The sequence below is a fragment of the Bradyrhizobium sp. CB1717 genome (assembly GCF_029714325.1).
Lineage (GTDB): Bacteria > Pseudomonadota > Alphaproteobacteria > Rhizobiales > Xanthobacteraceae > Bradyrhizobium.
Genome location: NZ_CP121666.1, coordinates 3537045 through 3560564 on the forward strand (window position 1 = coordinate 3537045; position 23520 = coordinate 3560564).

The window sequence follows — 23520 nt, forward strand, 5'->3', positions numbered from 1 at the left end:
CCGCGAGGCAACAAGCGCGCCGGCAAAATAGCCGACGAGGCTCGTCTCGACTGAATTTACCTTCACGTCTCTTAACCCACGGTAGCATTTGCGTATTTCAGTATCGGAAGCTGCCTAAGCCAATTGCGACCGCCGGAAGCGGCGGGAGTTCCACCAGAACGTTGCGTTTGTGTTGTCGGCTGCGAGCTGCGCGGCCGCTTGATCATAGTGCATCCTAACAAGCTGACTATGTCAGCGATTACGGAGGATAAAATGCGTCGAATTGCCTTCTTCGCCCTTGCCATTGGATTGTTCATACCCTTGATTGCGGCGCAGCCGGCTCAAGCCCAAGCTACCAGAACCTGGGTTTCTGGCGTGGGAGACGACGTCAATCCGTGCAGCCGCACGGCGCCCTGCAAGACCTTTGCCGGAGCGATCTCGAAGACGGCGGCAGGTGGTGAAATCAATTGTCTCGATTCCGCCGGTTTCGGCACTGTGACCATCACCAAGGCGATTTCCATCTATTGCGAAGGAGTCATCGGTGGCGTGCTGGCATCCGGCACAAATGGAATCAATGTCAACGCAGCAGCGACTGATCATGTCGTTCTGCGCGGCCTGGATATCGATGGTGCCGGCACAGGGCTCAAAGGGGTAAATGTCTTGCAAGCTGCGTCAGTGGTTATCGACCACTGCTCCATCAGGAACTTCAATGCTGGCAGTGCACAGGGAGTTTCGTTCGTGCCGGCAAATTTCAACTCGATGCTGCTGATCCGCGACAGCGTCATCTCGCACAACGGCGCGGCAGCCACCGGCGGCGGCGTCTTCGTGGACTCCACTGCAGGAAGCGCCAGGGGATCGATCGTCAACACGTCCATTCACAAGAACTTCGTCGGTCTCACCGTTCAAAACCAATCCAATATTCAGGTCAATGCGAGCAACATCTCCGAGAACGTCGGCACGGGAATTGCTCAGAGTGGCGCGGCTGGCTTGCGTGTTGGCCGGTCGATGATCGTCAACAACCTCGGATCGGCCACCACCGGCACCGTCCTGTCGTACCTGGACAACCAGATTAACGGCAATAATCCGGACACCACGCCGGGAACAGCAGGCGGCTATCACTAGGACTCTTCGTTCGACGAGCTCCGGGCGTCCGCGCCCGGAGCTTTTTCTTGCCTACACTTCGGGATTGGTTGTTCTGCGATGCCCTCCGCGGGGACGTACGAGGCCTAACTCGGCAAACAACGTTGCGGCTTTGCGGGCCTTCGTTCTGCTTGCTGAACTCGGCGGGACTGCGGCCCGGGGCCTATCTTGGAAGAGATCACGCGGCGGATGCCGAAGCTCGGCAGGCGCTGGAATCTACGCAATTCGGGAGCAGGAGTTGGGATAGCCAGGCTATTGAAGTTCTAGCGGCCACTCTGCTAAATGGCGTCGTTCCTGTTCTTTCAGATCAGTCAACGGTGCCTAGGTGCCGAGGCGCTGCTAACCGGGTTGTGGATATGTCGGCATCACTGGGCAATGAGACCGACGACGCGTCACCTTCGCTCAAAACGCTGTTTGTGTATTGGCTCGTGCCAAGCGTCTTGGTCGTTTTGTGGCACTACGGCGAGTTCCCCGCGCGCGTAGTGCATGCGCTCACTGGTCTGCCTTGGCGGCCGATGAAGGTCGCCCTCTTGGCGCCGGTCGCGCTCGCCCCATTCCTGGTATTGATTTATTTTCGCAAGTACTTCGCCACTCGGACGAGGATCGGCTTGCTGGTCTGTTGTGGTCTTGCCTTATCGGTAGCCACGAACGAGGCCAATTATCTCCGGGCCGCAATGCAACACAGCCTGGATAACGAAATCGCGTACGTTACGAAACTGAATTTGGTGGAAGGCGTCATTCGACCGCTCATTTCGCGGATCGTTCAAGGTTATGTTTGGGTTCTCGGCGACGATAACTCGGGACGCTCGACCTACGTTACGCATCTTTCTATCAACTATATGTTCGATTCTGCGTCGTTCATTGCCGCGTTTGCCCTGGCGACCGTCCTTGTCCGGCCAGCCTCGTTATCGATTCACATTCTCTTTGTCCTCTTCGTTGCATTTTTCGCAGAAGCCGCCTTCGTTCCCGGCCGTATGGGGTCGGCCTTCTTAGCAGGCGGATTCTTTTGGCAACTGTTTCTAATAGCATCCAAAAGATATGGTGTAGCGCTCTTGAGCGGGCTCCTCATTAGCTTCGCGCGAACGGACGTGGTTTTTGCTGCCGCTTTTGCCATCCCGGGAATACTCTGGTTTGAGCGTCGTTGGTCGGATTCCTGGGCGTGGCTGACGTTCGCTGGACTACTCATCATTTCGTTAGTCATTCCGAAAATCCTTATCGCGCTTTCTCCCGTCCACCCGGATTTCTCCTCCTTTCTCCTCACCCATGGAGATTATTTCACGAAGCCGCTAGGCAATCTTTCCGCCTCGCGGATAGCCGCTGGTATGGCAGCGCCGTTATTCGTCCTGCTGATATTAACATGGACGCCTGGTGTGTCGCGAACGACCGCGCTGATGCTTCCACCAGCGCTCGTTTATCTGGCTATGGTTTTTGTGATAGCTGATTTCTCTGAGACAAATAAACTGGGGCCAACACTCGGAGCTTTGGCCCTGATATGTAGCGAGCGACTCGCCACCTACTTCCAGCCGAAGACCGAACCAAACGCGGAATCCTGAGTGAGGCTGACCGGATGGGGAGACCGAGTATGTTTAGCTTAGATCCGGCAAAAAACGACACCTCGGTTACTTTGGACTTGCTGAGAGCCGTTGCGGCACAAATGGTTTGCGTTGGTCATGCTTTCAACTTTGGTGGATTTGGAACGACATACATCCCCACCGACGGCGTGTTGTTGTTTTTCGTTCTATCTGGCTTTCTGATTGCCTATACGCTTGACTTCAAATCGGCTTCGACGGGCTACGGCATTGTCGAATTTGGCATAGAACGGTTTGCAAGAATCTATACGGCGTATCTGCCGGCCATCTTGCTCATCGGCCTCGTCACCGTGCTTCTTCGATGGTACGACATCGAAATAAAGGCTGATCCAACCAATCTGAAAACCTTCATCGGCAATATCTTCATGCAGCAGAACGTGCCTTGCTGCCTGAGTGTATCGACATTTGGGACGGCGGGACAGCTCACTTCGGTAGCTCTCGAATTTCACATCTACTTTTTTGTCGGTGCCCTGTACTTCCTGGTCCGAGGGCGAAATGTAGTGCTGTGCTGCGTCGTTGCGGCGATGTTTGCTTTTATGCCCCTCGCATATTTCTCGAATTTGCCGGGCACTGATCGGGCGCTGTTCGCGCTTTGGCTATTGGCGTTCGCCTCCTACTTCGTCGTGAAAGCGCTAACCGAACACAAGGCGAATGTGGGCTTCTGGTGTTTGGCCTTGATAGTCACCCTGGCGACTTGGTTGATCCAGCGTACGCCTGGTGATGACGCGAATTTGCGGCAGTATCCGATGTTGATCCTCTCGTTCGTGAGCTTGGTGCAGATCACTCAGGCGATCCGAATCGTGCCGCGACGGTTGGCTTCGTCCATCAAGGTGGTTGCAGATTATTCTTTCTCGCTTTTTCTGATTCATCTCACGATACAGCGTGTGATATTCAGCTTTTGGACGGATGTAACCGTGTTGCGACTGCTGGTCGCGGTTGTTGTAGCCAACGTCTTGGCATTCGTTTTCTCGGTTCTTTTTGAGCGGCATTATCATCGCGTGGCGAACGCGATAAAGACTCTTCTCGGTCGACCAGCGCGCAACTGGCGCAGCGAGGTGACCGCGAACGCCCCGGCGGGAGTCTCCTAAGTCCAATCGGTGTAGAACAAAGAGCCGGTTCATCTCGGTCGCATCGAGCTTTAGGCCAACCCGTGCCCGGCGAGTTGTTGTGCTCGGCACTCACTCTGGATTTCGCGGTGCTACCGGACTAATCTGGCTGCGGAGCAGGGAGAGCGAGCGGGATGGGGACCCTCGACAGCCACGATCAGGGGTTTTGCCGACAGATGCGGCGGGAAGTGGTGCGCGGTTTTGCGCGACGGACAGGATGGGTCGCCGCTATTCTCGTGTCGCTCGCGACGCTTACCCTTGCCGCGCCGGCCGAGGCCCAGTCGCTTCGCCAGGGCGTCTCCGCGTTCCAGCGCCAGAACTATGCGGCGGCCTCCCGCATCTTCATTCCGCTGGCCGAGCGCGGCAACGCGGCGGCGCAGACCTATCTCGGCTTCCTGTTCGAGACCGGGCGCGGCGTGCCGCAGAACTATACCGAAGCTGCGATGTGGTACCGCCGCGCGGCGGAGCAGGGCGACAGCCGTGCCCAATATTCCCTGGGCCTGCTCTACGACCGCGGCTTCGGCGTGCCGCAGGACATCGTCGAGGCCTCCAAATGGCTCAACCTGTCGACGGCCGCAGCGCCCCCGCCGGCGCGCGAGGCGCGGGCCAGGATCCGCGATGCCGTCACCACCAAGATGACGCGCGGAGAGATCGCCCAGGCCCGCCTGCGGGCGCTGGAATGGGCGCCGAGCCGCGAGCACTGACGGCCTTGCCGCGCCGGGCTTGCCCCGGCCGTCCGCGCCCCCGAACCAGCCCCCAAACAAAAAACTGCGAAAACAACCCCATGCACAGTAGACGGCGACCGTCGGCGCGGCGCCTCCCGCGCGCGGTGGAATGACGATTCCTCCTGCTATCACCGCGCCTTAGCCGGGCCAGCCGCCAAGCCAATTGGCGTACCAGGTCTCGCCCAGCCAACCGAGCCAGACCGCCGGGGCCAGGAACAATCCGAACGGCAGAAAGGCGGTCGCACGCAGCGGTCTCTTTCGCAGTGCAGCATTGGCGGCGTAGACCGCGATCGCGAGCAGGGCCGCAAGCTCGATGACCGCGGCCACGGTCACGAGATCGAGCCAGGCGCCGCACACCGCGGCGAGCTTGACGTCGCCGAGCCCGAGCCCGTCACGGCCGCGCCAGCGCCGGTAGAGCGCCATCAGCAGCAGCAGCGGCAGCGCCACGGCTGCGGCGCGGGCGAGCGGCCAGAGCAGCGCCTCCACGCCGATATCGGGCACGAGCGCCCCGGCGCGGAGCAAGGCGAGGCCGAAAGCTGTGCCCGTCAGCTCGTTCGGAATGAGGTAGTGCCGGGCATCGTATGCGGCGATCGCCAGCATCAGGGCAGCCAGGAAGGCGCCGTACAGGCCTTCGGCCCCTGGCGCGGTGACGAGGCTCGCGAACACCCCCAGCAGCAGGGCGATGCCGAGCGCGAGCGGGGCGCCCGTGCCGTCGTTCGCCGCCTGATCCGTCACGCCGTCAGCGCGCCGCCCTGGGCGGGCTCACGGTGACCACGGGATTGCTGGTCCCGACCAGGCGGCCGTTCATCTTGCTGCGCATCTCCTCGGCGATGACATGCGCATCGACGCCGTCCTTGATCACGGTCGGACGGATGAACAGGATCAGCTCGGTGCGGCTGCGCGCGTTGGTCTGATGCGAGAAAGCATCGCCCATGCCGGGAATGGAATCCAGGATCGGCAGGCCCTGGCGCTGCCTGTTCTCGGTCTCGCTGATCAGGCCGGCGAGCAGCACGGTCTGCCCGCTCGTCACCGCGATCGAGCTCTTGACCCGGCGCTGCGAGATCGTCGGCGTCAACGAGTTGGCACTGCCGGCGGCGACGCTCGAGATCTCCTGCTCGATGTCGAGCACGACGTTGCCGTTGGCGTTGGCGCGCGGCAGCACACGCAGGATGATGCCGGTGTTCTTGTAGTCGATGGTGTTGACCACGGTGTTGTTGGCGGTCAGCACGGTCGCAGTGCCCGTCGAGAACGGCACCTGGTCGCCGACCTGCAAGGTCGCGGCCTGGTTGTCCAGCACGACCAGCGACGGGTTCGACAGCACCTTGACGTTGGTGATGCCGTGCAGTGCGTCGAGCACGACGCGCGGCGAGTTCTCGGCGCCGATCAGGAAGTTGAAGCCCGGCAGCGCGCGGCCGAGCAGGGCGCCGGCGGCGGCATTGACCGCGTTGCTCGCCGGCTCGGTGTTGCTGCCGATCGTGGCACTGTTGCTGATGCCCGAAATGGTGTTGGAGATCGAGCCCTGCTTGCTGGCGAGGAAGAACTGCACGCCATAGTTCAGCTGGTCGTTCAGCGTCACCTCGGCGATCGTCGCTTCGATGGCGATCTGGCGCTGCGGCCGGTCAATCTGACGGATGGTCTGCTCGACGATGCGCTGCGCCTCCTGATTGGCGTAGACGAGCACGGCGTTGTTGGTGACGTCGGCGGTGATCCGCACGTTCTGGAGGATGCCGTTGAGACCGGACTTGGCGCCGCCGCCCGGCGGACCGCCGAGGCCATTGTCCTGCGCCGGCGTCGCGGCGGCGGCCGGAGCGGGACGGGCGCTGAGCGATGATCCCGGAGGCGTGGTGACCGGCGTTGCCGCGCCCGCGGCAGCAGTCGGCATTGCGCTCAGCGACGCCACCGGATTGCCGGAGGACGTCGTCGACATCCCGGCGCCCGGTGCAATCTGGCTCGACGCGTTGTCGAGCGTCGAGCTCGCCGAGCCCTGGCTGAGCAGCATCTCGTTCAGCAGCGACACGATCAGCTTGGAATTGCCGTAGCGCAGTGGATAGGACTTCAGGTTCACCCCGTCGGTGTCGGAGCGATCGAGCCGCGCGATCCACGTCTGGGCGCGCTTGAGATATTCCGGCTTCTGGCTCACCACGAGAATCGAGTTGAGCCGCGAGATCGGCTGGAACTTGATCACGTTCTGGCTCATGCCGCCTTCACCGGAATCCATGATCTTCTCGATCTCGGTGATGACAGGCTCCGGCGAGGAATTGCGCACCGGGAAGATGCCGACGGATTGTCCGCGCATCCAGTCCGCGTCGAAGGAGAGGATGGTGTCGACTGCGGCCGCCCGATCGCTGCCGCTGCCGCTGACGATCAGCGTGTTGCGGGCATTGTCGGCACGCATGGTCGAGGCCTTCACACCGAAGGCATCGAGCAGCTTGAAGATGTTCTGCGACGAGACATAGCGCAGCGGCACCACCGTGATGCCCTGGCCGGCCGCTGCATTCACCGAACGATCGACCCCGCCGGGACCGGCTTCCGGCGCCGGGAGCAGGCGATAGCCGCTGCGATCGCGGACCAGCGCGACGCCGGACATGCGTAGCGCGTTCTCCAGCACGTAGAGCGCGTCCGCCTTGGGCACGGGGCGCACCGAGGCCAGCGTCACGGTCCCCTGCACGCGCGGATCGATCGTGTAGCCGACGTTCAGAACGTCACCAAGAATGACCTTTGCCACGCTGGCGACCGGAGCATTCTCGAAATTGAGGTCGTAGCCGCTGCCGCCGCCATCGTCGCGCTCGGCGAGCGCGCCACCTTGCGGCGTTGCACCATCGCTGAGGTAGATCGCGGGCTTGGACGATTTCGCCTGGGCAATGCCGCTCGCGCCCGCATCCGCAGGTTGCCGCGGCTGCAGGTCGAGGGAACGGATCTTGTCGGCGATGTCCTGGGCGCGCGGATCCTTCGGATCGGCCTCGATCGACTGGTCGGCGGTGACGATGCAAGCGCCGAGCAGGAAGGCAGACGATAACAGGATGAGCGTTCCAGGCAACGCTGAGCGAAGGCGCAAAAGCGGCTGGAGCACCCTAAACAAAATACGCCTGCCAACGCTAGGAGTGATTGGAAATTGCATCCGATCCCCCTCGGTTCGGATGCGCAATTGTTTGCGCCACGATTATGTTTTTGCTAAGAAATAAGTCAAGGGCAAAGGGTCGTCCTTAACCCCTAAGTTGTTGCATTCAGGTAACAAGGTCAACGCTGTGAATGCGATGCGCGACCGCTCCGCAGATAGCTTCCGGCAGCACCTCCTGGAAAAATATTCACTGCCGCAGCGGGCACACGCCCATATCGACAAGTCGGCCAATCCCGCGCTGACTCGCCCCTTGCGCGAATTGTGGGAGGCCACCGATCTTTCCGCAGCCGAATTCGCAGATGAAGTCTCCGACTATTTTGCCCTGCCGCGGCTGAGCCTTCCGCAACTGCTCGCGGCTGCGCCTCGTCTCGACGGCTTTTCGCGCCGTTTCCTGCGTGAATCCACCATTTTTCCCTTCAGTTCGACCGATGACGCGTTTCGGCTGGCCGTTGCCGACCCCTCCGACACCGCTGCCATTCGCGCCGCCGAAATCGTGTTCGGGACACCGGTCGATGTCGTCGTAGCGTCATATGAGGACATTACGACGGTGCTCGATCAACGGGCCGAGGCCGACGACGCAAATGCCGATCGAAGCGGCAGGAGCGTCGCGCAGCAGTCCGACGACGACATCGAAAGCCTGCGCGATCTCGCCAGCGGTGCGCCGGTGGTGCGCGCGCTCAACGATCTCCTGGAGCGCGCGGTGGACTTGCGCGCGAGCGACATCCATGTCGAGCCGTTCCGCGCCGGACTCGCCGTGCGCATGCGCGTCGACGGCCTCTTGCGTGCACTGCCGTCGCCGCACGGCATCCCGCCGCAGGCGTTGATCTCACGCATCAAGATTCTCGCCAGCCTCAACATCGCGGAGCGGCGGCTGCCGCAGGACGGCGCCGCGCGCGTGCGTGTCGGGCGCAGCGAGCTCGACGTCCGCGTCGCGACCATGCCGACGCAGCACGGCGAGAGCGCCGTCATCCGCCTCTTGCCGCGCGACCGCGGTCTCCTGGAGACGAGCAAGCTTGGCCTCGCCGCACGCGATGAGAGCGTGATGACGCGCCTCCTGGCGATGCCGCACGGCATGATCGTCGTGACGGGTCCGACCGGCAGCGGCAAGACCACGACGCTCGCCACCATGCTGTCGATCCTGAACGAGCCGACGCGAAAGATCCTCACCATCGAGGATCCCGTCGAATACGAGATCCCCGGCATCAACCAGTCCCAGGTCAAGCCGTCGATCGGGCTGACCTTCGCCTCGGCCATGCGCGCTTTCGTGCGCCAGGACCCCGACGTCATCATGGTCGGCGAGGTCCGCGACGCCGAGACCGCCCATATCGCGATCCATGCCGCGCTGACCGGCCATCTCGTGCTGACGACGCTGCACACCGAGACGGCGGCCGCCGCCGTGCCGCGCCTGATCGATCTCGGCATCGAGGGCTTCCTGCTGAAGTCGACACTGCGCGCGGTGGTGGCGCAGCGCCTGGTGCGCGTCCTGTGCGACCGCTGCAAGGTGCCGCATGAATTGACCGAGGCCGATCTTGCCAAGGATCCGCGCCTTGCGGTGATCGGCTTTAAATGCGGCGAGGTCGTGCACGAGGCCGGCGGCTGCGAGCGCTGCGGCGGCACCGGCTATCGCGGCCGCAACGGCGTGTTCGAGATCCTCGAAATGTCCGACGAGGTTCGCGCGCTGGTCGGGCCGCAGACCGACTCCCATTCGATCGACGCCGCCGCGATGCGAGGCGGCATGACGACCATGCTGGAGGACGCGGTGGCCAAATGCCGGACCGGGCTCACCACCGTGCCCGAGGTCTTCCGCGTCACGACGGTGCGCTGACGCCCATGCCGAACTATCGTTACCGCGCGCTCAATGCCAACGGCGAACTGGTCTCCGGCGCCATCGCCGCGCCCGCGGCGAGCGATGTTGCGCAGCGGATCGAGCGGCTCGGCCTCGTCCTCGTCGACAACGTCACGCCGGAAGAAGGCGGCGCCGCCGGCCGCGTGACCAGCCTGTTCAACCGGCCGAAGCCGGAAGACGTCACCATCTTCACCCGCGACCTCGCGCTGCTGTTGCGGGCCGGCGCTCGCATCAATGACGGATTGGAGCTGCTCGCGGCCGATCCCGATTTCGGCCGGCTGCGCCCGGTCGTTGCCGACATCCGCTCGCGCGTCGTCTCGGGCGAGAGCTTCGCCGAGGCGCTGGCGCGGCACGAGGGCCTGTTTCCGCCGATGTACATCGCGCTGGTCCGGGTCGGAGAGGCCTCGGGCTCGCTGGATCAGGTGCTGGAAGTGCTCGCCGGCGAACGCGCGCGCAGCGAGGCCTTGAGGCGCCGGCTGTCGGATGCGATCCGCTATCCCTTGTTCGTGCTCGGCGCGGCCGGCTGCGTGCTGCTGTTCTTCCTCACCTTCGTGCTGCCGCAGTTCGCATCCGTGTTGCAGGATTTCGGGGCCAAGGTCGATCCGGTCGTCGGTGTCTTCCTCAACATCTCGACTTTCCTGCGCGGCAATTCCGACGTGATGCTGGCCGGCCTTGCGACCGTCATCGCCGCGACATGGCTTCTGCTGCGGCAAGAGCGTATCCGCCGCGGCATCACCCATGCGATCACGCATCTGCCGGCGATCCGCAACATCATGAGCGCGTACCGCACGGCGCTGTTCTGCCGCAATCTCGGCCTGCTGCTCGGCAGCGGCGTCAATCTCACCACCACGCTACGCATCCTCATCGACATGATGGCCACCACCGGCCCGTCCACGGTCTGGAGCGAGGCCGCCGACCGCGTCCGCCACGGCTCGAAACTTTCCGATGCGCTGGCCGAGACCGCGGCGTTGCCGACGATGGCCGTGCGCATGCTCCGGCTCGGCGACGAGACCGGCCAATTGCCGATGCTCTCCGGGCGGGTCGCCGAATTCTACGAAGCCAAGCTGCAGCGTACGCTGGACCGCGCCGTCGGTATCGCCGGACCGGCGGCGATCATCGCGATCTCGCTGGTCGTCGGTGGCCTGATCACGTCGGTGATGACGGCGCTGATGTCGGTGAGCCAGATTGTCGGATAGGCAGGGAACGGGAGAAGCTTGAAGTGACCAAACATCCAACAGCAAGCCGCGGTCGGCGGCGCGCACGCCGAGGGGAAGCAGGCTTCACCCTCGTCGAGATGCTGGTCGTCATCACCATCATCGGGATGATCATGGCGCTGGTCGGCCCGCGCGTGCTGAACTATCTCAGCGAATCCAAGGCGAAGGCGGCGAAGATCCAGATCGAGAGTTTTTCCAGCGCGCTCGATCTCTATTATCTCGATCTCGGCCGCTATCCGACCTCCAATGAAGGCCTCGCGGCGCTGACCCGCAACAACAACCAGTCCGGCTGGAACGGGCCCTATTTGCGCGGCGGCGTGGTGCCGAGCGATCCCTGGGGCCACATCTACGTCTATCGTTCGCCGGGCGCGGGCGCGCCCTACGAGATCATCTCGCTCGGATCGGATGGCCAGGAAGGCGGCAGTGGAACGGCAGCCGACATTGTCAGCGGCGCGCGCTGAGGACATCCGCGATGCGCGCGGCTTCGCGCTGATCGAGATCCTGTGCGTGCTCGCGATCATCGGCCTGCTCGCGGCGATCATCCTGCCGGCGATCCCGCGCACGACGACCCGGGCGAGGCTGGAAAGCTATGCGGTCGAGACCGCGGCGCTGCTGAAGGCCGACCGCAGCGCAGCGCTGCGCCGCCAGGTCAGGGTGACGACGCAGGTGGACGCGGAGGCGCGCGCGATCCGTTCCGGCGTCACCGGGCGGACCATCCGCCTGCCGGGCGACGTGGTCATGCAGGCGATGCTTGCCTCGCGCTGCGCCGATCGCGCAACGGGGCGATCGATCGACTTCTTTCCGTCGGGCATGTCGTGCGGAGGAACGATTGCGCTGGCGCGACCCGGCATGGGCTACGAGGTGCGCGTCAACTGGCTGACCGGAGGCGTCGAGATTGTCCCGCAGAAGCTGCTCTGACGCCGCCGGCTTCACGCTGATCGAGGCGCTTGTCGCGCTCGCGATCATCGCCGTCGTGCTCGGGACGATCGGCTCGGTCATCGCCACGACCGCGAAGGGCACGCGTGCCATCGACCAGCGTCTCGCACTCGCCGGCACGGCCGAGACCCTGCTTGCCAACCTGCCGGCACGCGCCCTGCTGAAGCCCGGCCGGCAGAGCGGCGAAATGGCCGGCAGCCGCTGGCGCGTCGATGTTGCGCCGATGAGCGTGACGGGTGGCGATCCCGACACCGATCGCTTTGTGCCATTGGCCGTCAATCTGCGCCTCCAGCGCGCCGACGGCGCTGCGATCCAGATCACGACGGTGAAGCTGGTGCCGAGGGCTTCGCAATGAAGGGCTTTTCCATGAAAGGCTCCGTCGAAGGCCCGGCCATGAAGCGCCTGCGCCGCGCACTCGCCGATGAGACGGGCTTCACCCTGCTCGAAGTGTTGCTGGCGACGCTGCTGATGACCGTCATCCTGGCGGCGCTCGCGACGGTGACGGCGCAATGGCTGCCGAACTGGAACCGCGGCATCGCCCGCGTGCAGCGCGCCGAACGACTTGCGACCGGGCTCGACCGCATCATCGCCGACCTGTCGGTCGCCGAGCAGATGACGGTCAACGGCGATGCCAAGGCGCCGCTGTTCGACGGCGCCGAATTGTCGGTGACGTTCCTGCGCACCGCGCTCGGCCCGAGCGCGCGCCCCGGGCTCGAATTCATCCGCTTGATCGAGAAGGCTGACGCGCAGGGGCTCGCGCTGGTGCGCGAGCGCGCGCCGTTCCAGCCGATGCCGACGGACGGACAGATCCGCTTCGTCGACCAGGTCGTGCTGATCCGGGCGCCGTTCCGCGTCAGCTTCGCCTATGCCGGGCAGGACGGTCAGTGGCAGCCGACCTGGCGCGGCCAGCCGCAACTGCCGGCTCGTATCCGCATCACGGTGCGTGACGGCGCCAGCGGACAGGTGCTGGCGGTGTCGGGCGCGGTGATCCCGCACATCACCGCACCGGCCGAATGCGCGCGGGCCAAGAATCCGGTGACCTGCGTCGCGGCCGGCAGCCGGCCGCAACAGCCGACGAAAGAGGAGCAGCAGCTGTGAACGGCGCGAGGTCCGAGCATACGACGCCTGGCGACGGCCGCGGCTTCATCGTCGTCGCGGTGCTCTGGATGCTGGCGGCGCTGGCCGCGCTGGCGCTGATCTATCTGACCTATGTCACCAACACCGCGGTGACGGTCGCCGTCAACGCCGACCGGCTGCAGGCCGATGCGCTGGTGAACGCCGGGCTCGAGCTCGCCGCCTACCGGCTGACGGCGCAGAACGAAGCGGCGCGTCCGACCAGCGGCACCTTCAATGCCCGCGTCGGGGCCGGGCGGGTAAGCGTGACGTTCCGCTCGGAGGCCGCGCGCATCGACCTCAACATGGCGCCGAAGCCGGTGCTCGCCGGGCTGATGACGGCGCTCGGCGTCTCCGCGAGTGATGCCCCGGCCTATGCCGATCGGATCCTGGCCTGGCGCTCGTCGACGGAGGCCGGACAGGACAATCCGGAGGATTCCTATTATCGCACGCTCGGCGCACCGTACTTGCCGCGTCACGCGCCGTTTCCGCACAGCGACGAGCTCTGGCTCGTGCGCGGCATTCCCGCCGCCGTGGTGGAACGCGTGATGCCGTTCGTCACCGTGTTCAGCAACATGCGCACCGTGAACGTGCTCGACGCCGCACCGCAGGTGGTGGCGGCGCTCCCCGGCATGACGCCGGAGACGCTGCAGCAGGTGCTGCGCGACCGCGCCGATCCCAAGATCGACCCGCGCTCCCTGGTCGGGCTTGCCGGCAGCGCCAATGCGACGATCGAGGGCTCGAAGGCGTACCGGATGACGGTCGCCGTCGAGGCCCCGTCGCATCGCCGCAGCTCGGCCGAAATCGTCATCCTGCTTCTCGAAAGCGGCGATGAGCCCTATCGTGTATTGTCGTGGCACAACGCCTTCGACGGCTCTGCCGGAAAGCCTCTGTGAGATGAGCTCGCTCAATTCCCTTCGCGGAATTCTCGACGCCTGGACCGGCACCGTGGCCGGCACGATCGTGGGCGCCCTGGAACGGGTGGTGGCGCCGCGCGTGGTGCGGCTGGTCGAGACCGGGACAGGCGCATTCGCGCTGGAGGCCTCGAAGTCGGAGAACGTGCCGAACGAGATCACCTTCGAGGACGGCAAGTTCGAGGGCGCCAATCTCGCCCAGATCGTCCGCGGCAGCCGCGTCGAGATCGTGCTGCGGCCGACGCGCTTTCTGTTTCGCCCCCTGGAGCTGCCGGCCCGTGCGGCCGATTTCCTCGACGGCATCGTGCGGGCCCAGATCGACCGGCTGACGCCGTGGAGCGCCGCCGAGGCGGTGTTCGGGTGCAGTCCGCCGGTGGCGCATGGCAGCGAGAGCATCACCACGGAGATCGCCGCGGCGCCGCGCCGGCTGGCAATGGGCTATGTCGAGGCGCTGTCGGGCTTCCACCCCTCGGCGATCGCGATCGTGACGGAGGCGGCCGAGGGCCCGCGCATCAAGGTGTTCGAGCAGAAATCGCGCGGTGCCGTCGACCCGGTGCGGCTGAGCCGCGCGCTGCAAGCCGTTCTGGCGCTTGCCGCGGTCGCCGCGGTGACCGGCTCGGTCGCGGCAAGTTATCTCGCCGACAGCCTCAGCACGCAGCAGAGCGAGCTCGAACGGCAGATCACCCAGCGCCGCGCCGCGCTGCGCGGCAGCGACGGCGGCGAGCGCTCGCCGCTCGCGCTGCTCGAGCGGCGCAAATACGAGACACCGGCGAGCGTGATCGTGCTGGAGTCGCTGAGCCGGCTGCTGCCCGATCACACCTATGTCACCGAGCTGCATGTTGCCGGCAACAAGATTCAGATCGGCGGCATTACCCGCGATGCGCCCTCGCTGATCCCGCTGATCGAGCAGTCCCAGCATTTCACCCGCGCGACCTTCTACGCCCCGACGACCCGCAGCCCCTCCGAACCCGGCGAGCGCTTCCACATCGAGGCGCAGATCGAACCGAGGAACGTGCCATGAGCAGTGCCATGGGCAGCAAGGTTGCGAGCGGAAACGCCGTGGCGCGGGCGCTGACGGGCTCGCCGCTGATTGCGGTCTCGCTCTACATCGCGATCGCCGGCGGGCTGTTGCTGATGGCCGGCCTCTCGATCGCCGACGTCATTGCTCACCGCCAGGCGCTGGCAGAGAGCTCCGACCTGCTCGATCAGTTGCGCGGCCGCAAGAGCGGCGCCAAGAACGCCGCGACGTCGGCGGCCGAGCATCCCGGCACGCCGTTCCTGGAAGGGCCGACCGTGACGGTCGCGGGCGCCAATCTGTTGCAGCGGGTTGCAGCCGCCGTCGGCAATGTCGGCGGCTCGGTGCAGTCTTCGCAGGTGGACGTATCAGGTGCGCAAACCAAGGACGGCTTCGTCGGCCTCGTCGTGAGCTGCGAGCTGGAGCAGCCCGCGCTGCAGAAGCTGCTCTACGATATCGAGGCCGGCATGCCGTTCCTGTTCGTCGACCAGCTCGACGTCCAGGTGCCGCAGACCACCGCGCTCGGCGATGCCCCCACCGGCCGCGTCAGGGTGATCCTGGGCGTCTCCGGCCAGTGGCAGGCGGGGAAGTAGGGCCAGCTCACCAGCTGTACTTGAACACGCCCTTGCCGGAATAGCTGGTGACGTTGCCGGAGAATTCGCCGTCGAAGGTGCCGGCGATCGAGAAGCCGCTCAGCCATTTCATCTCGGCGCTGGCGCTGGCGAGCGCGGATTCGGCGTCGACCCTGGCGCCGTTCACGACGAAGCTGGTGCCCGGCAGGGTCTGGAACAGCGCGGTGACGGCGCGGCCCGGATTGTAGTCGTGCGCCCAGGCGGCGCGGCCGCGCAAGGTCAGCACGCCGTTGTGCATCGCGTAGGACTTGTCGGTGCGCAGGCCGAGCTCGGAGCGGGTGTCGGTGAGGGATTGCGCGGCGTAGTTCAGCGCGAACAGCCCGCCGCCATTGAGGCTCGTTTCGGAATAGTTCGGCAGGTTGAAATTCGTCACCTGCGCCGCCGCGTAGGGCGTGATGCCGATCGTCGGCGTTGCGAAGCGGTAGCCGCCCTCGAAACGGGCCGAGAAGCTGTCGGCCTTGTAGCGGCCCTGGAGCTGGTCGGAGCCGGCGAGCGCCACGGTGCGGTTGGTGGTGACGTCATGCCAGCCATAGGCGAGGGCGGCCGCGATATAGGCCGGTCCGAAATTGTGCCGGCCATAGACGCCGGCCTGGAACAGGTCGGCCGAGCCCGAGCCCATCGCATTCGCGACCGAGTAGTTCAGCCCGCCGCCGCCGAGCGCGAAGCCGACCAGGGTGTCGAGCGAAATCCTGTAATCGGCGCCGGCCGCGCCGCCCCAGACCCGTGCGGTCAGGTCCTGCGAGCCGACCGCAGCATTGCCGCCGACCTCGGCCGAGCCGCCATAGCCCGCCGACCAGACGCTCCAGCGGCTGCTCGGCTGCGAGGAGAGCAGCGGCGCCTTGGTCGCCATTGCATAGGCTTCGCGCTCGCGCGCAGTCGCCGGACGCATCCTGGCGTAGGCGCTAGCGTCGTCGCTCTCGGCGAATTGCGCGACGCTGCCCGCCTTGGCGAAGCCGCCGGAGCGGCCGATGATGGTCGGGTCGAGCATCAGGCTCATGAACTGGCCGTCGGCGTTGATCGCGGCCTGGAGGATGCCGGTGCCGAGCTCGCCCGAAGCGGTGGTCAATCCCGCCGGGCTCAGCGCGGCGAAGGCCGCTGGGATGCCGCCGGTCGTGTTGAAGAAGTTGGTCAGCGTGTTCGCAACGTTCTTTTGGTTGGCGTTGAGGCCGCCGCTAGGTGTGAAGTTGACGTTGACGTTGAGGTACACGTTGTTGGTGTCGTAGCTCAGCGTCGCGTTGAGCGTCGGCATGTTCGACAGAACGGTCGGATTGAAGGTGGTGCTGACGAGGCTGCCGGCCGCGGTCAGGATCGTGTACTGCTTCTTGACCGTGCCCGAGGCGAAGTTCGCGCGCACCGTCGCGCCGCCGAGGTCGGTCGCGCCCGTGACCTGGGTGAGGCTGGCACTGGTGGAGGAGACCTGCACCAGATAGGTCGAGGCGGCGGTGAAGATCAGGCTGCCGGTCACCGTCAGCGGCCCGAACGGGCTCGCTGCGCTGCCCGGCGCCAGTGTGCCGCCGCTGACCTGGACGCCGGCGACCGTGCCGCTGCCGGCGAGCGTGCCGCCTGTGTTGACGGTGACCGGGCTGTTCAGGATCGAGCCGTCGACCACCAGCGTGCCGCCGTTGATGGTGGTGGCGCCGGTGTAGGTGTTGTTGCCGGACAGCGTCTGCATGCCGCCGGTCAGCGTCAGGCCGCCGCCGAAGCCGGCATCGTCGATGACGCCGGAGAAGGTTCCGCTGGCGTTGGTGATGGTCAGCGTGTTGAAGCCGAGATTGACGGTGCCCGAGCCCGACAGCGCCTTGATCGAGGTGCCGCCGTTGAGCTGGCCCGAGATATCGAAGACGCCGTTGGCGACGACGCCGCTGGAGGTCGCGATGCTGCCATTGAGGCCGCCGAAATCGATGAGATCGAGTTCGCCGCCGCTCGCGATGGTCGTGGTGCCGGTATAGGTGCTGGTACCGAACAGCTGCTGCGTCGCGCCGTTCGCGATCACGAGGTTGCCGCCGGTGCCGCCGCCGATGCCGCCGTCCTGGATCACGCCGCCATAGAAGCTGCCGTTCGTGATCGTCAGCGTCTTCGATCCCAGCGAGACGAAGCCGGCGGTGCTGGGGGAGAGAAGGCCGCCGACCGAAGCCCCCGAGTTGGTCTGGGAAATATCGAGCGTGGCGCCGGCGCCGGCGAGGGCGACATAGAGCGAGCTTGCGATCGAGCCGGCGCCCTTCAGCGCCAGCGTGGCGCCTCCGTCGATCTGAGTGACGTTGCTGTAGGTGTTCACGCCCGAGAGCGTCTGAGTGCCGCTGCCGACTTCAAATCCGCCAGTACCCTGGATGACGCCCGCGAATTCGGTCGAGCCGTTGCTGACGAACAGCCCGTGGGCGCCCATGTTGACGACGCCGCTCGAACTGCCGGCGAGCGTCGTGATGGCGATGATCGGGAACGAGGCCGCAGAGATGTCGAATGTTCCATTCACCGTCACGACACTGGAACTCGCGATGCTGCCGACGCTGGATAATGCCAGCGTTCCGGCCGAGATCGTCGTCGCACCGGTGTAGGTGTTGACGTTGGTCAGGGTCAGCGTGCCGGTGCCGACCTTGGTCAGGCCGCCGCCGGCGCCGGAGATCACGCCGTCGACCTGGGTCGAGGTGTTGAGGCTGCCGGTGGTGAGCGTGTTGGCGCCGAGCACGTAATTGCCCGCGCCTTCGATCGAGCCGGTGGTCATTCCACCGCTGGTGAGGCCCGAAATGTCGACGGTGCCGCCGGCATTGGCGATGAAGCGCGCGCTGCCGCCGGTCGCCGCGCCCGAGAAGTTCGTCGTCGCGCCGTTGTTGGTGGTGATGGTGGCGCTGCCGGCGGTGGCGGAGCCGTCGAAATTCACCGTTCCGTCGTTGATGATGGACGAGGTGGCGGCGGTGGTGGCGTTGTGGAAGTTCAGTGTGGCCGACGCGGCATTGCTGATGGTGGCGTTGCCGGCCGAGGCGCTGGTGAAGAAATCGATCTGGCCGCCCGCGTTGTTGGTGATATGGGCGCTGCCGGCATTGCTGGAATCCTCGAAGGTGAGGAAGCTGCCGTTGATGATGCTTGCCGTCCCCGCCGTGCTGTTCTGGAGGAACGAGACGGTGCCACCGGAGCTGTTCGTGATCGTCACGGCACCAGTTCCGCCGCTGGCGGTGCTGCTGTTCTGGAACACCATATTGATGCCGTTGGACGTCGACACGAAGTTCTGCGTGTTGCCCGAATCGTTGATGATGCCGGTGCCGTTGACGATGAACGCATCGCCGATCGTGACCGTGTAGGCCTGCGCAGTGTTCGTGAACTGCACCGTGCCGATGACGACGACGCCGTTGAAGTTGTCGACGTTCGCGCTGCCGCTGCTGGTGAAGGTCGCGGTTCCGTCCGGCACGCTCGGGTTCCAGTTGGCCGGATCCGTCCAGTCGGTGCTGGCGCCGGTCCAGGTGGCGTCCACGGCGTGGGCGGCGACGACGCCGAGCGCGGTCGTGGCGAGCAGGGTCGCCAGCGAGTGGCGCGTCACCGACCGCAGCCGCTGTCCGATCCTCTTGCGCGCCATTTCCGGTCCGAACATCGGTGCTCTCAAATCAAAAAATCAAAGCAAACATACAACTTAGCCGTGCAGCGCGGCCCCGCGCGCCATGATCTCATGGCCTTACATGGGCTCGCAATGAACGGGGGTTTGATAGTGCAGGGTTCCTGCCCGTTCCGACCGCAATTTCCCCGATCGTGGCTGTTGGGCAACATTTCCACGCGTCGCAACAGTGGGGACCCGGATTGCTGCCTGTCCGCCGGACTTGGGGCGGACACGAGGCGGTTGATGGGCGGGCCCTTCGGGCCTAGTTTGGCTTGCGGAAGGGGACCTGCAAGAAAATTCTCTGCAAGGAAATTCAATGTCCGGGTGGCTTCGAGCGATGGGATTGGCTGCGCTGTGGACGGTGCTGGGCAGTGCCGCGACCTGGGCTGCCACCTCCTCGCGCATCGACATCCTGCCCGACGATGCCGCGGGCAGTCCCGCCGAGAGCGTCGATGTCGGCGCAGTGAGGCCGATTGCGCGGCCGGCGCCGGCTGTGAGCAAACCGGTCCTCCGCGGCAACCCGCTGTGGTCGGTACCGCTCTCGGCCCTGACGGCAACCGAGGAGCGCCCGATCTTCTCGGCCTCGCGCCGGCCACCGCCGCGCGCGGTCGCCGGGGCTCCGGTCGAAGAGGTGCAGGCAGCCCCGCCGCCCAAGGCGGTCGAGGCGCCGCCACCGCTGCTTCTGGTGGGGGCCGTGGTGGGCGAGGGCGACGCCATCGCGATTCTGGTCAACCGCATCGATCAGAAGGTCGTGCGCCTGCGGCAGGGCGAATCGCTCGGCGGCTGGTCGCTGACGGAGGTTCAGGCGCGCGAGGTGACGTTCAAGCAGGGTGATCGCAGCGAGGTTCTGGCGCTCCAGCGCCCGGCGGATCCGGCAGCGGCCCCTGGGGCTCCCCCTGCGGATGTCGGCGGGAGGCCGACGATGCCGGGGACGACCGATACGTCCTTTGCGCCCATTGTGCCGCGCTCGACGCCGAAGAACGGCGAGTCGGATGGGCTCTGAGCGCTTGGTTGCGAGACCGGGAAGCCCAATTCCGTGATGCGGCCCGGCAACTTGCCGTGCCCGAACGGGCCTGGCGCAGGCGGCCCTTTGTTACCTCCGCAGACTATCGACAATCCGTGCACTGGCTGCTAGCCCGAATTCGCGCTGCTTGGGGGAACCCTGATTGACGAGGTGGCAAAGGCTTGGTGAGGGTACGGCCGGGTGGCTGGCATGACTTCGAGAAAAAGACCGCCCGATCTGCTGGGGAACTCCGCCTGGAATGCGATGGCCTTCCTGGTGGCCGTGGTGCTGAACCTGGCCATCCTGCCTTTCGCGATCGTTCATCTCGGCCTCGCTGCGTTCGGCGTGGCGGGTCTGGTCACCGCCTGCATTGCGCCGGCGCTGGTGTTCAGCAACGCGCTCGGACTTTCGACGGCGCGCGAGCTTGCGCAGCGACTGGAGCCATCCGATCGTGACGATGCGCGACGCCTGTTCGCGACCGCGGTGATGCTTGCGATCGGCGCGGGCGGCCCGATCAGCGTTTTCTTTCTGGTTGCCGGGGCTCCCCTTGCGCGTCTCGGATTTCATCTGGCCGGTCCGGCCGCTGGCGACCTCGGATGGGCCTTCGCGCTGGCCGGCATCGGCTGGCTATGTCAGTGCGTGTCGGCGGTTTTCGTTGCCCTGTTCACCGCGCGTCAGGACTATCGCCGGATCGCCCTGGTCGGCATTGCGAGCACCGTGGTCTCGACTTTCTCGATGCTCTTGCTGATCCCCGTCTGGCCATATGCGTCGACGTTTCTTGGTTGCCAGGCGCTGGGATTTGCGACCGGTCTGCTGATCGCCGTGACCTGGTCCCGCAGCGCAATCGGTCAGTGGCTGGCACCGCCGGCATTGCATCGCGATGCCTTCGCGAGGCTCGCCCGGTTCGGCATCTGGCAGGTGGCCGCACAGGGCGGCGCACTGCTTGCCGGGCAGGCCGATCGATATCTGCTCGGCGCGCTGCTGCAACCGCAGTTCGTCGGCTTCTATGGCGTGGCGCAGCGCCTCCAGGAGGCGACCTATATCGGCATCCTCAAGGTCGGTGAGATCCTGTTTCCGTTCTTCAGCACGCTGCAGAAAGAGAGCGAGGATCGCAAGGTCGATCTGCTGTTCCGATCGTCGTGGATATTGAATGTCCTTGCGGCAAGTGCCTTGGGCGCTTTGATCCCCGTGGCCGGTCCACTGCTGCATGTCTGGACCGGCGCGGAGGTCGCGGCCGAGGCCGCGCGGGTGCTCGTCGTCCTGTCGATTGCCGGTATCCTTGGGTCGAGTGCGAACGTGTTCGGCTTTTATCTGCTGGCGCAGGGGCGCTCGCGCTCCAACGCGCTCATCGCGTTGATCACGGGTATCGTCACCCTCGGCACCAGCGCGATCGTACTGCCGAGCTTCGGATGGCAGGCCGCAGGCTGGAGCGCCTGCGCCGGCATGATCGCGCAGATGGCGACCATCGTCGTGCTCCTGCGCCGTAGTTTTGACATTTCCGGCATTTGGCCGCGCGTCATCCATTGCGTGCTGATGCCGCTCGGCATCGGGATCGCGACGGCGCTGGCGCTGCGCACCGGCCTCGACCGCGCACCGTTCCACCTTGCGCCGTCCTGGTGGTCGGTGGGGCTCGTCGCGTCGGTGACGGCTGCGATCATCTTTGTCGTCGAAGTTGCCGTGTCGCAGCTGGGACCGTATCGAAGGGCCTGCTTGCAGGACTTGCGGGCCATTGTCAGTCGCTTCGTGCCCCTGAAGGCCATCTAGGACATGTGTGGAATCGCTGGAATCGTCGATTTGCGCGGCAATGCGGTCGAGCCGGCCGACATCTCGCGGCTGACCAGCCTGATCGCGCATCGTGGTCCGTTTGGCGAAGGCACGTGGTTCAGCCCGGACCGGACGCTCGCATTCGGCCATCGTCGCCTTGCGATCATCGATCCCGGCGAGGGCGGCTATCAGCCGATGCTGTCGGCGGATGGCCGTCACGTCATCGTTTTCAATGGCGAGATCTACAATTTTCTCGAGCTGCGCCGCGAGCTCGAGGCGCGGGGCGCGGTGTTCCGAAGCCAATCCGATACCGAAGTGATCCTCGCCGCCTGGGAGGCCTGGCGGGAAGACATGCTGCCGCGCTTCAACGGCATGTGGGCCCTGGCGGTCTTCGACACGAGCACGCGCGAATTATTCCTTGCGCGTGATCGCTTCGGCATCAAGCCGCTGCTCTATGCCATGTCGCCGGAGCGATTTGTCTTCGCCTCCGAGCAGCGGGCGCTGGTGCGGAGCGGATTGATCGATGCTTCCGTCGACCTGGAGGTGGCGCGGCGGTTGTTGCTCGACGCTTTCGGGATCGAAGGAAGCGATCGCACCCTGTTTCGGCAGGTTCGCCGTCTGCAGGCCGGCCATTGCATGTGGCTGCGCCAGGGCAAGGTCAGCGTCAGGCGCTGGTGGCGGACGATCGATCATCTGCCTTCGGTGCCGGCCACGGAATCCGAGCGCGTGGCCCGCTTCCGCGAGTTGTTCCAGGACGCCGTGGCGCTGCGGATGCGCAGCGACGTGCCGATCGGGACCTGCCTGTCCGGAGGCTTCGACTCATCGGCGGTGATCTGCACCATGGCGGCGCATGAGCAGGCCGGGATGGGACCGCGCGACAGCGCCGCGTGGCGTCACGCCTTCGTCGCGACGTTCCCGGGCGCATTGAATGACGAGCGGCCGATGGCCGAGGAGGCTGCCGCCTGGGCCAAGGTCGAGCCCACCTTCCTCGAAATCGGACAGGGCGATGCGTTGACGGACCTCGATCGGATTCTCGACGATCTCGACGACGTCTATATCGGATTGCCCAGCGCGGCCTGGCTGATCTATCGGCAATTGCGGCAGAACGACGTGACGGTGTCACTCGACGGTCACGGGGCGGACGAGTTGATGGGGGCCTATTTGCAGGACGGCCAGGCGGCTGCGTTCCGAATCCGGAATGCCGCGGAAGACCTGGCTTCGCGATCGCCGCTGGCGCGCCGCTGCGTGGACCTCCTGCGCGTGCTCTCCTTGAAACGTCAGGGCGTCTATTTTCTGCGTGGCGGGCTGCGCGAACTTCCGAGCCTGCTTCCGCTGGTTGCCGAGGACGACGTGCTGCCGCGTGAATGGGGCGGCCTGAACCGGCGGCTCTACCGCATGTTTCACAGCACGGTGCTGCCCACGATCCTGCGCAATTTCGATCGTCTCTCGATGGCCCACGGCGTCGAGGTTCGTATGCCCTTCATGGACTGGCGCCTAGTGACCTACACGATGGCGCTTCCGGAAAGCAGCAAGTCGGCAGATGGCTACACCAAGGCTGTCGCCCGGCGGGCGATGGCCAACCTGATGCCGGAGTCGATCCGGTCCGCGCGCCGCAAGGTCGGCTTCAATTCGCCGATGCCCGAGTGGCTGAACGGACCTTTGGCCGGCTGGACGGCAGACCTGCTTGACCGCGAGGTGCCGGCCTTTGCCGAGCTGGTGGATGAAGCGGCCCTGCGCCGAGCGGTCAGCCGCTTGACGACGTCAAAGACGTGGGATTGGGAGACGGTCGGGCGGATCTGGCCGTATCTGAACATGAAATGGATGTTGGCAAGGTACGCCTGAG

At 65.3% G+C, this 23520-nt stretch carries 19 protein-coding genes; 16 read left to right on the forward strand and 3 right to left on the reverse strand.

The window, feature by feature from the left end:
* The first annotated feature begins 252 nt into the window (after positions 1–252).
* The 4 genes from QA649_RS16675 to QA649_RS16690 all read left to right on the forward strand — a co-directional run bounded on the left by QA649_RS16675 (position 253) and on the right by QA649_RS16690 (position 4518).
* The gene (locus tag QA649_RS16675) at positions 253–1101 is read left to right on the forward strand and encodes a right-handed parallel beta-helix repeat-containing protein (protein WP_283025143.1); all 849 of its coding nucleotides are present in this window, start codon (positions 253–255) and stop codon (positions 1099–1101) included.
* Positions 1102–1475: 374 nt separating this feature from the next.
* A complete protein-coding gene (locus tag QA649_RS16680) occupies positions 1476–2672 on the forward strand; it encodes a hypothetical protein (protein ID WP_283025144.1) in 1197 nt (398 codons plus the stop codon).
* A 29-nt stretch (positions 2673–2701) separates the two neighbouring features.
* Positions 2702–3796 (forward strand): acyltransferase, encoded by a 1095-nt coding sequence (locus QA649_RS16685; RefSeq protein WP_283025145.1) that lies wholly within the window; start codon positions 2702–2704, stop codon positions 3794–3796.
* 152 nt (positions 3797–3948) lie between these two features.
* Positions 3949–4518 (forward strand): tetratricopeptide repeat protein, encoded by a 570-nt coding sequence (locus QA649_RS16690; RefSeq protein WP_283025146.1) that lies wholly within the window; start codon positions 3949–3951, stop codon positions 4516–4518.
* Positions 4519–4677: 159 nt separating this feature from the next.
* On the opposite strand, the gene QA649_RS16695 is transcribed toward QA649_RS16690, so the two are convergent.
* Together QA649_RS16695 and gspD are read right to left on the reverse strand one after the other, a co-directional pair.
* Complete coding sequence (locus QA649_RS16695) at positions 4678–5274, reverse strand: A24 family peptidase (protein WP_283025147.1); 597 nt, start codon at positions 5272–5274, stop codon at positions 4678–4680.
* A 4-nt stretch (positions 5275–5278) separates the two neighbouring features.
* Positions 5279–7657 carry a type II secretion system secretin GspD gene (gene gspD / locus QA649_RS16700; protein WP_283025148.1) on the reverse strand — a complete coding sequence of 793 codons (2379 nt, stop codon included), beginning with the start codon at positions 7655–7657 and terminating at the stop codon, positions 5279–5281.
* Between the two features lie 127 nt (positions 7658–7784).
* On the opposite strand from gspD, the gene QA649_RS16705 reads away from it, so the two are divergent.
* Genes QA649_RS16705 through gspM form a run of 9 tightly spaced genes read left to right on the forward strand, consistent with a single transcriptional unit; the run spans position 7785 to position 15288 of the window.
* Positions 7785–9482: an ATPase, T2SS/T4P/T4SS family gene (locus tag QA649_RS16705; protein ID WP_283025149.1), complete on the forward strand. Its 1698-nt coding sequence runs from the start codon at positions 7785–7787 to the stop codon at positions 9480–9482.
* A gap of 5 nt (positions 9483–9487) precedes the next feature.
* Positions 9488–10699 carry a type II secretion system F family protein gene (locus QA649_RS16710; protein ID WP_283025150.1) on the forward strand — a complete coding sequence of 404 codons (1212 nt, stop codon included), beginning with the start codon at positions 9488–9490 and terminating at the stop codon, positions 10697–10699.
* Between the two features lie 23 nt (positions 10700–10722).
* Positions 10723–11178, forward strand: coding sequence for a type II secretion system major pseudopilin GspG (gene gspG / locus QA649_RS16715; protein WP_283025151.1), 456 nt, complete (start codon positions 10723–10725; stop codon positions 11176–11178).
* Complete coding sequence (locus tag QA649_RS16720; RefSeq protein WP_283025152.1) at positions 11141–11635, forward strand: prepilin-type N-terminal cleavage/methylation domain-containing protein; 495 nt, start codon at positions 11141–11143, stop codon at positions 11633–11635. The genes gspG and QA649_RS16720 overlap by 38 nt, the downstream gene beginning before the upstream one ends.
* Positions 11613–12008 carry a prepilin-type N-terminal cleavage/methylation domain-containing protein gene (locus QA649_RS16725; protein WP_283025153.1) on the forward strand — a complete coding sequence of 132 codons (396 nt, stop codon included), beginning with the start codon at positions 11613–11615 and terminating at the stop codon, positions 12006–12008. Before QA649_RS16720 ends, QA649_RS16725 begins: the two co-directional genes overlap by 23 nt.
* An 11-nt stretch (positions 12009–12019) precedes the next feature.
* Positions 12020–12751: a general secretion pathway protein GspJ gene (locus tag QA649_RS16730; protein ID WP_283025154.1), complete on the forward strand. Its 732-nt coding sequence runs from the start codon at positions 12020–12022 to the stop codon at positions 12749–12751.
* The gene (locus QA649_RS16735) at positions 12748–13662 is read left to right on the forward strand and encodes a type II secretion system protein GspK (RefSeq protein WP_283025155.1); all 915 of its coding nucleotides are present in this window, start codon (positions 12748–12750) and stop codon (positions 13660–13662) included. The genes QA649_RS16730 and QA649_RS16735 overlap by 4 nt, the downstream gene beginning before the upstream one ends.
* A gap of 1 nt (position 13663) precedes the next feature.
* Complete coding sequence (locus tag QA649_RS16740; protein WP_283025156.1) at positions 13664–14701, forward strand: PilN domain-containing protein; 1038 nt, start codon at positions 13664–13666, stop codon at positions 14699–14701.
* A complete protein-coding gene (gspM, locus tag QA649_RS16745) occupies positions 14698–15288 on the forward strand; it encodes a type II secretion system protein GspM (RefSeq protein WP_283025157.1) in 591 nt (196 codons plus the stop codon). Before QA649_RS16740 ends, gspM begins: the two co-directional genes overlap by 4 nt.
* Positions 15289–15295: 7 nt before the next feature.
* Here gspM and QA649_RS16750 read toward each other — a convergent pair whose 3' ends face one another.
* Positions 15296–18907, reverse strand: a complete 3612-nt coding sequence (locus QA649_RS16750; protein WP_283025158.1) for an autotransporter domain-containing protein — start codon at positions 18905–18907, stop codon at positions 15296–15298.
* Between the two features lie 319 nt (positions 18908–19226).
* Here QA649_RS16750 and QA649_RS16755 point away from each other — a divergent pair, with 319 nt between their 5' ends.
* The 3 genes from QA649_RS16755 to asnB all read left to right on the forward strand — a co-directional run bounded on the left by QA649_RS16755 (position 19227) and on the right by asnB (position 23519).
* Positions 19227–19913: a hypothetical protein gene (locus tag QA649_RS16755; protein ID WP_283025159.1), complete on the forward strand. Its 687-nt coding sequence runs from the start codon at positions 19227–19229 to the stop codon at positions 19911–19913.
* Between the two features lie 210 nt (positions 19914–20123).
* On the forward strand, positions 20124–21677 hold the full coding sequence (locus QA649_RS16760) for an oligosaccharide flippase family protein (protein WP_283025160.1): 1554 nt from the start codon (positions 20124–20126) through the stop codon (positions 21675–21677).
* A gap of 3 nt (positions 21678–21680) precedes the next feature.
* Positions 21681–23519 carry an asparagine synthase (glutamine-hydrolyzing) gene (gene asnB / locus QA649_RS16765; RefSeq protein WP_283025161.1) on the forward strand — a complete coding sequence of 613 codons (1839 nt, stop codon included), beginning with the start codon at positions 21681–21683 and terminating at the stop codon, positions 23517–23519.
* The last annotated feature ends 1 nt before the right edge of the window (position 23520 follow it).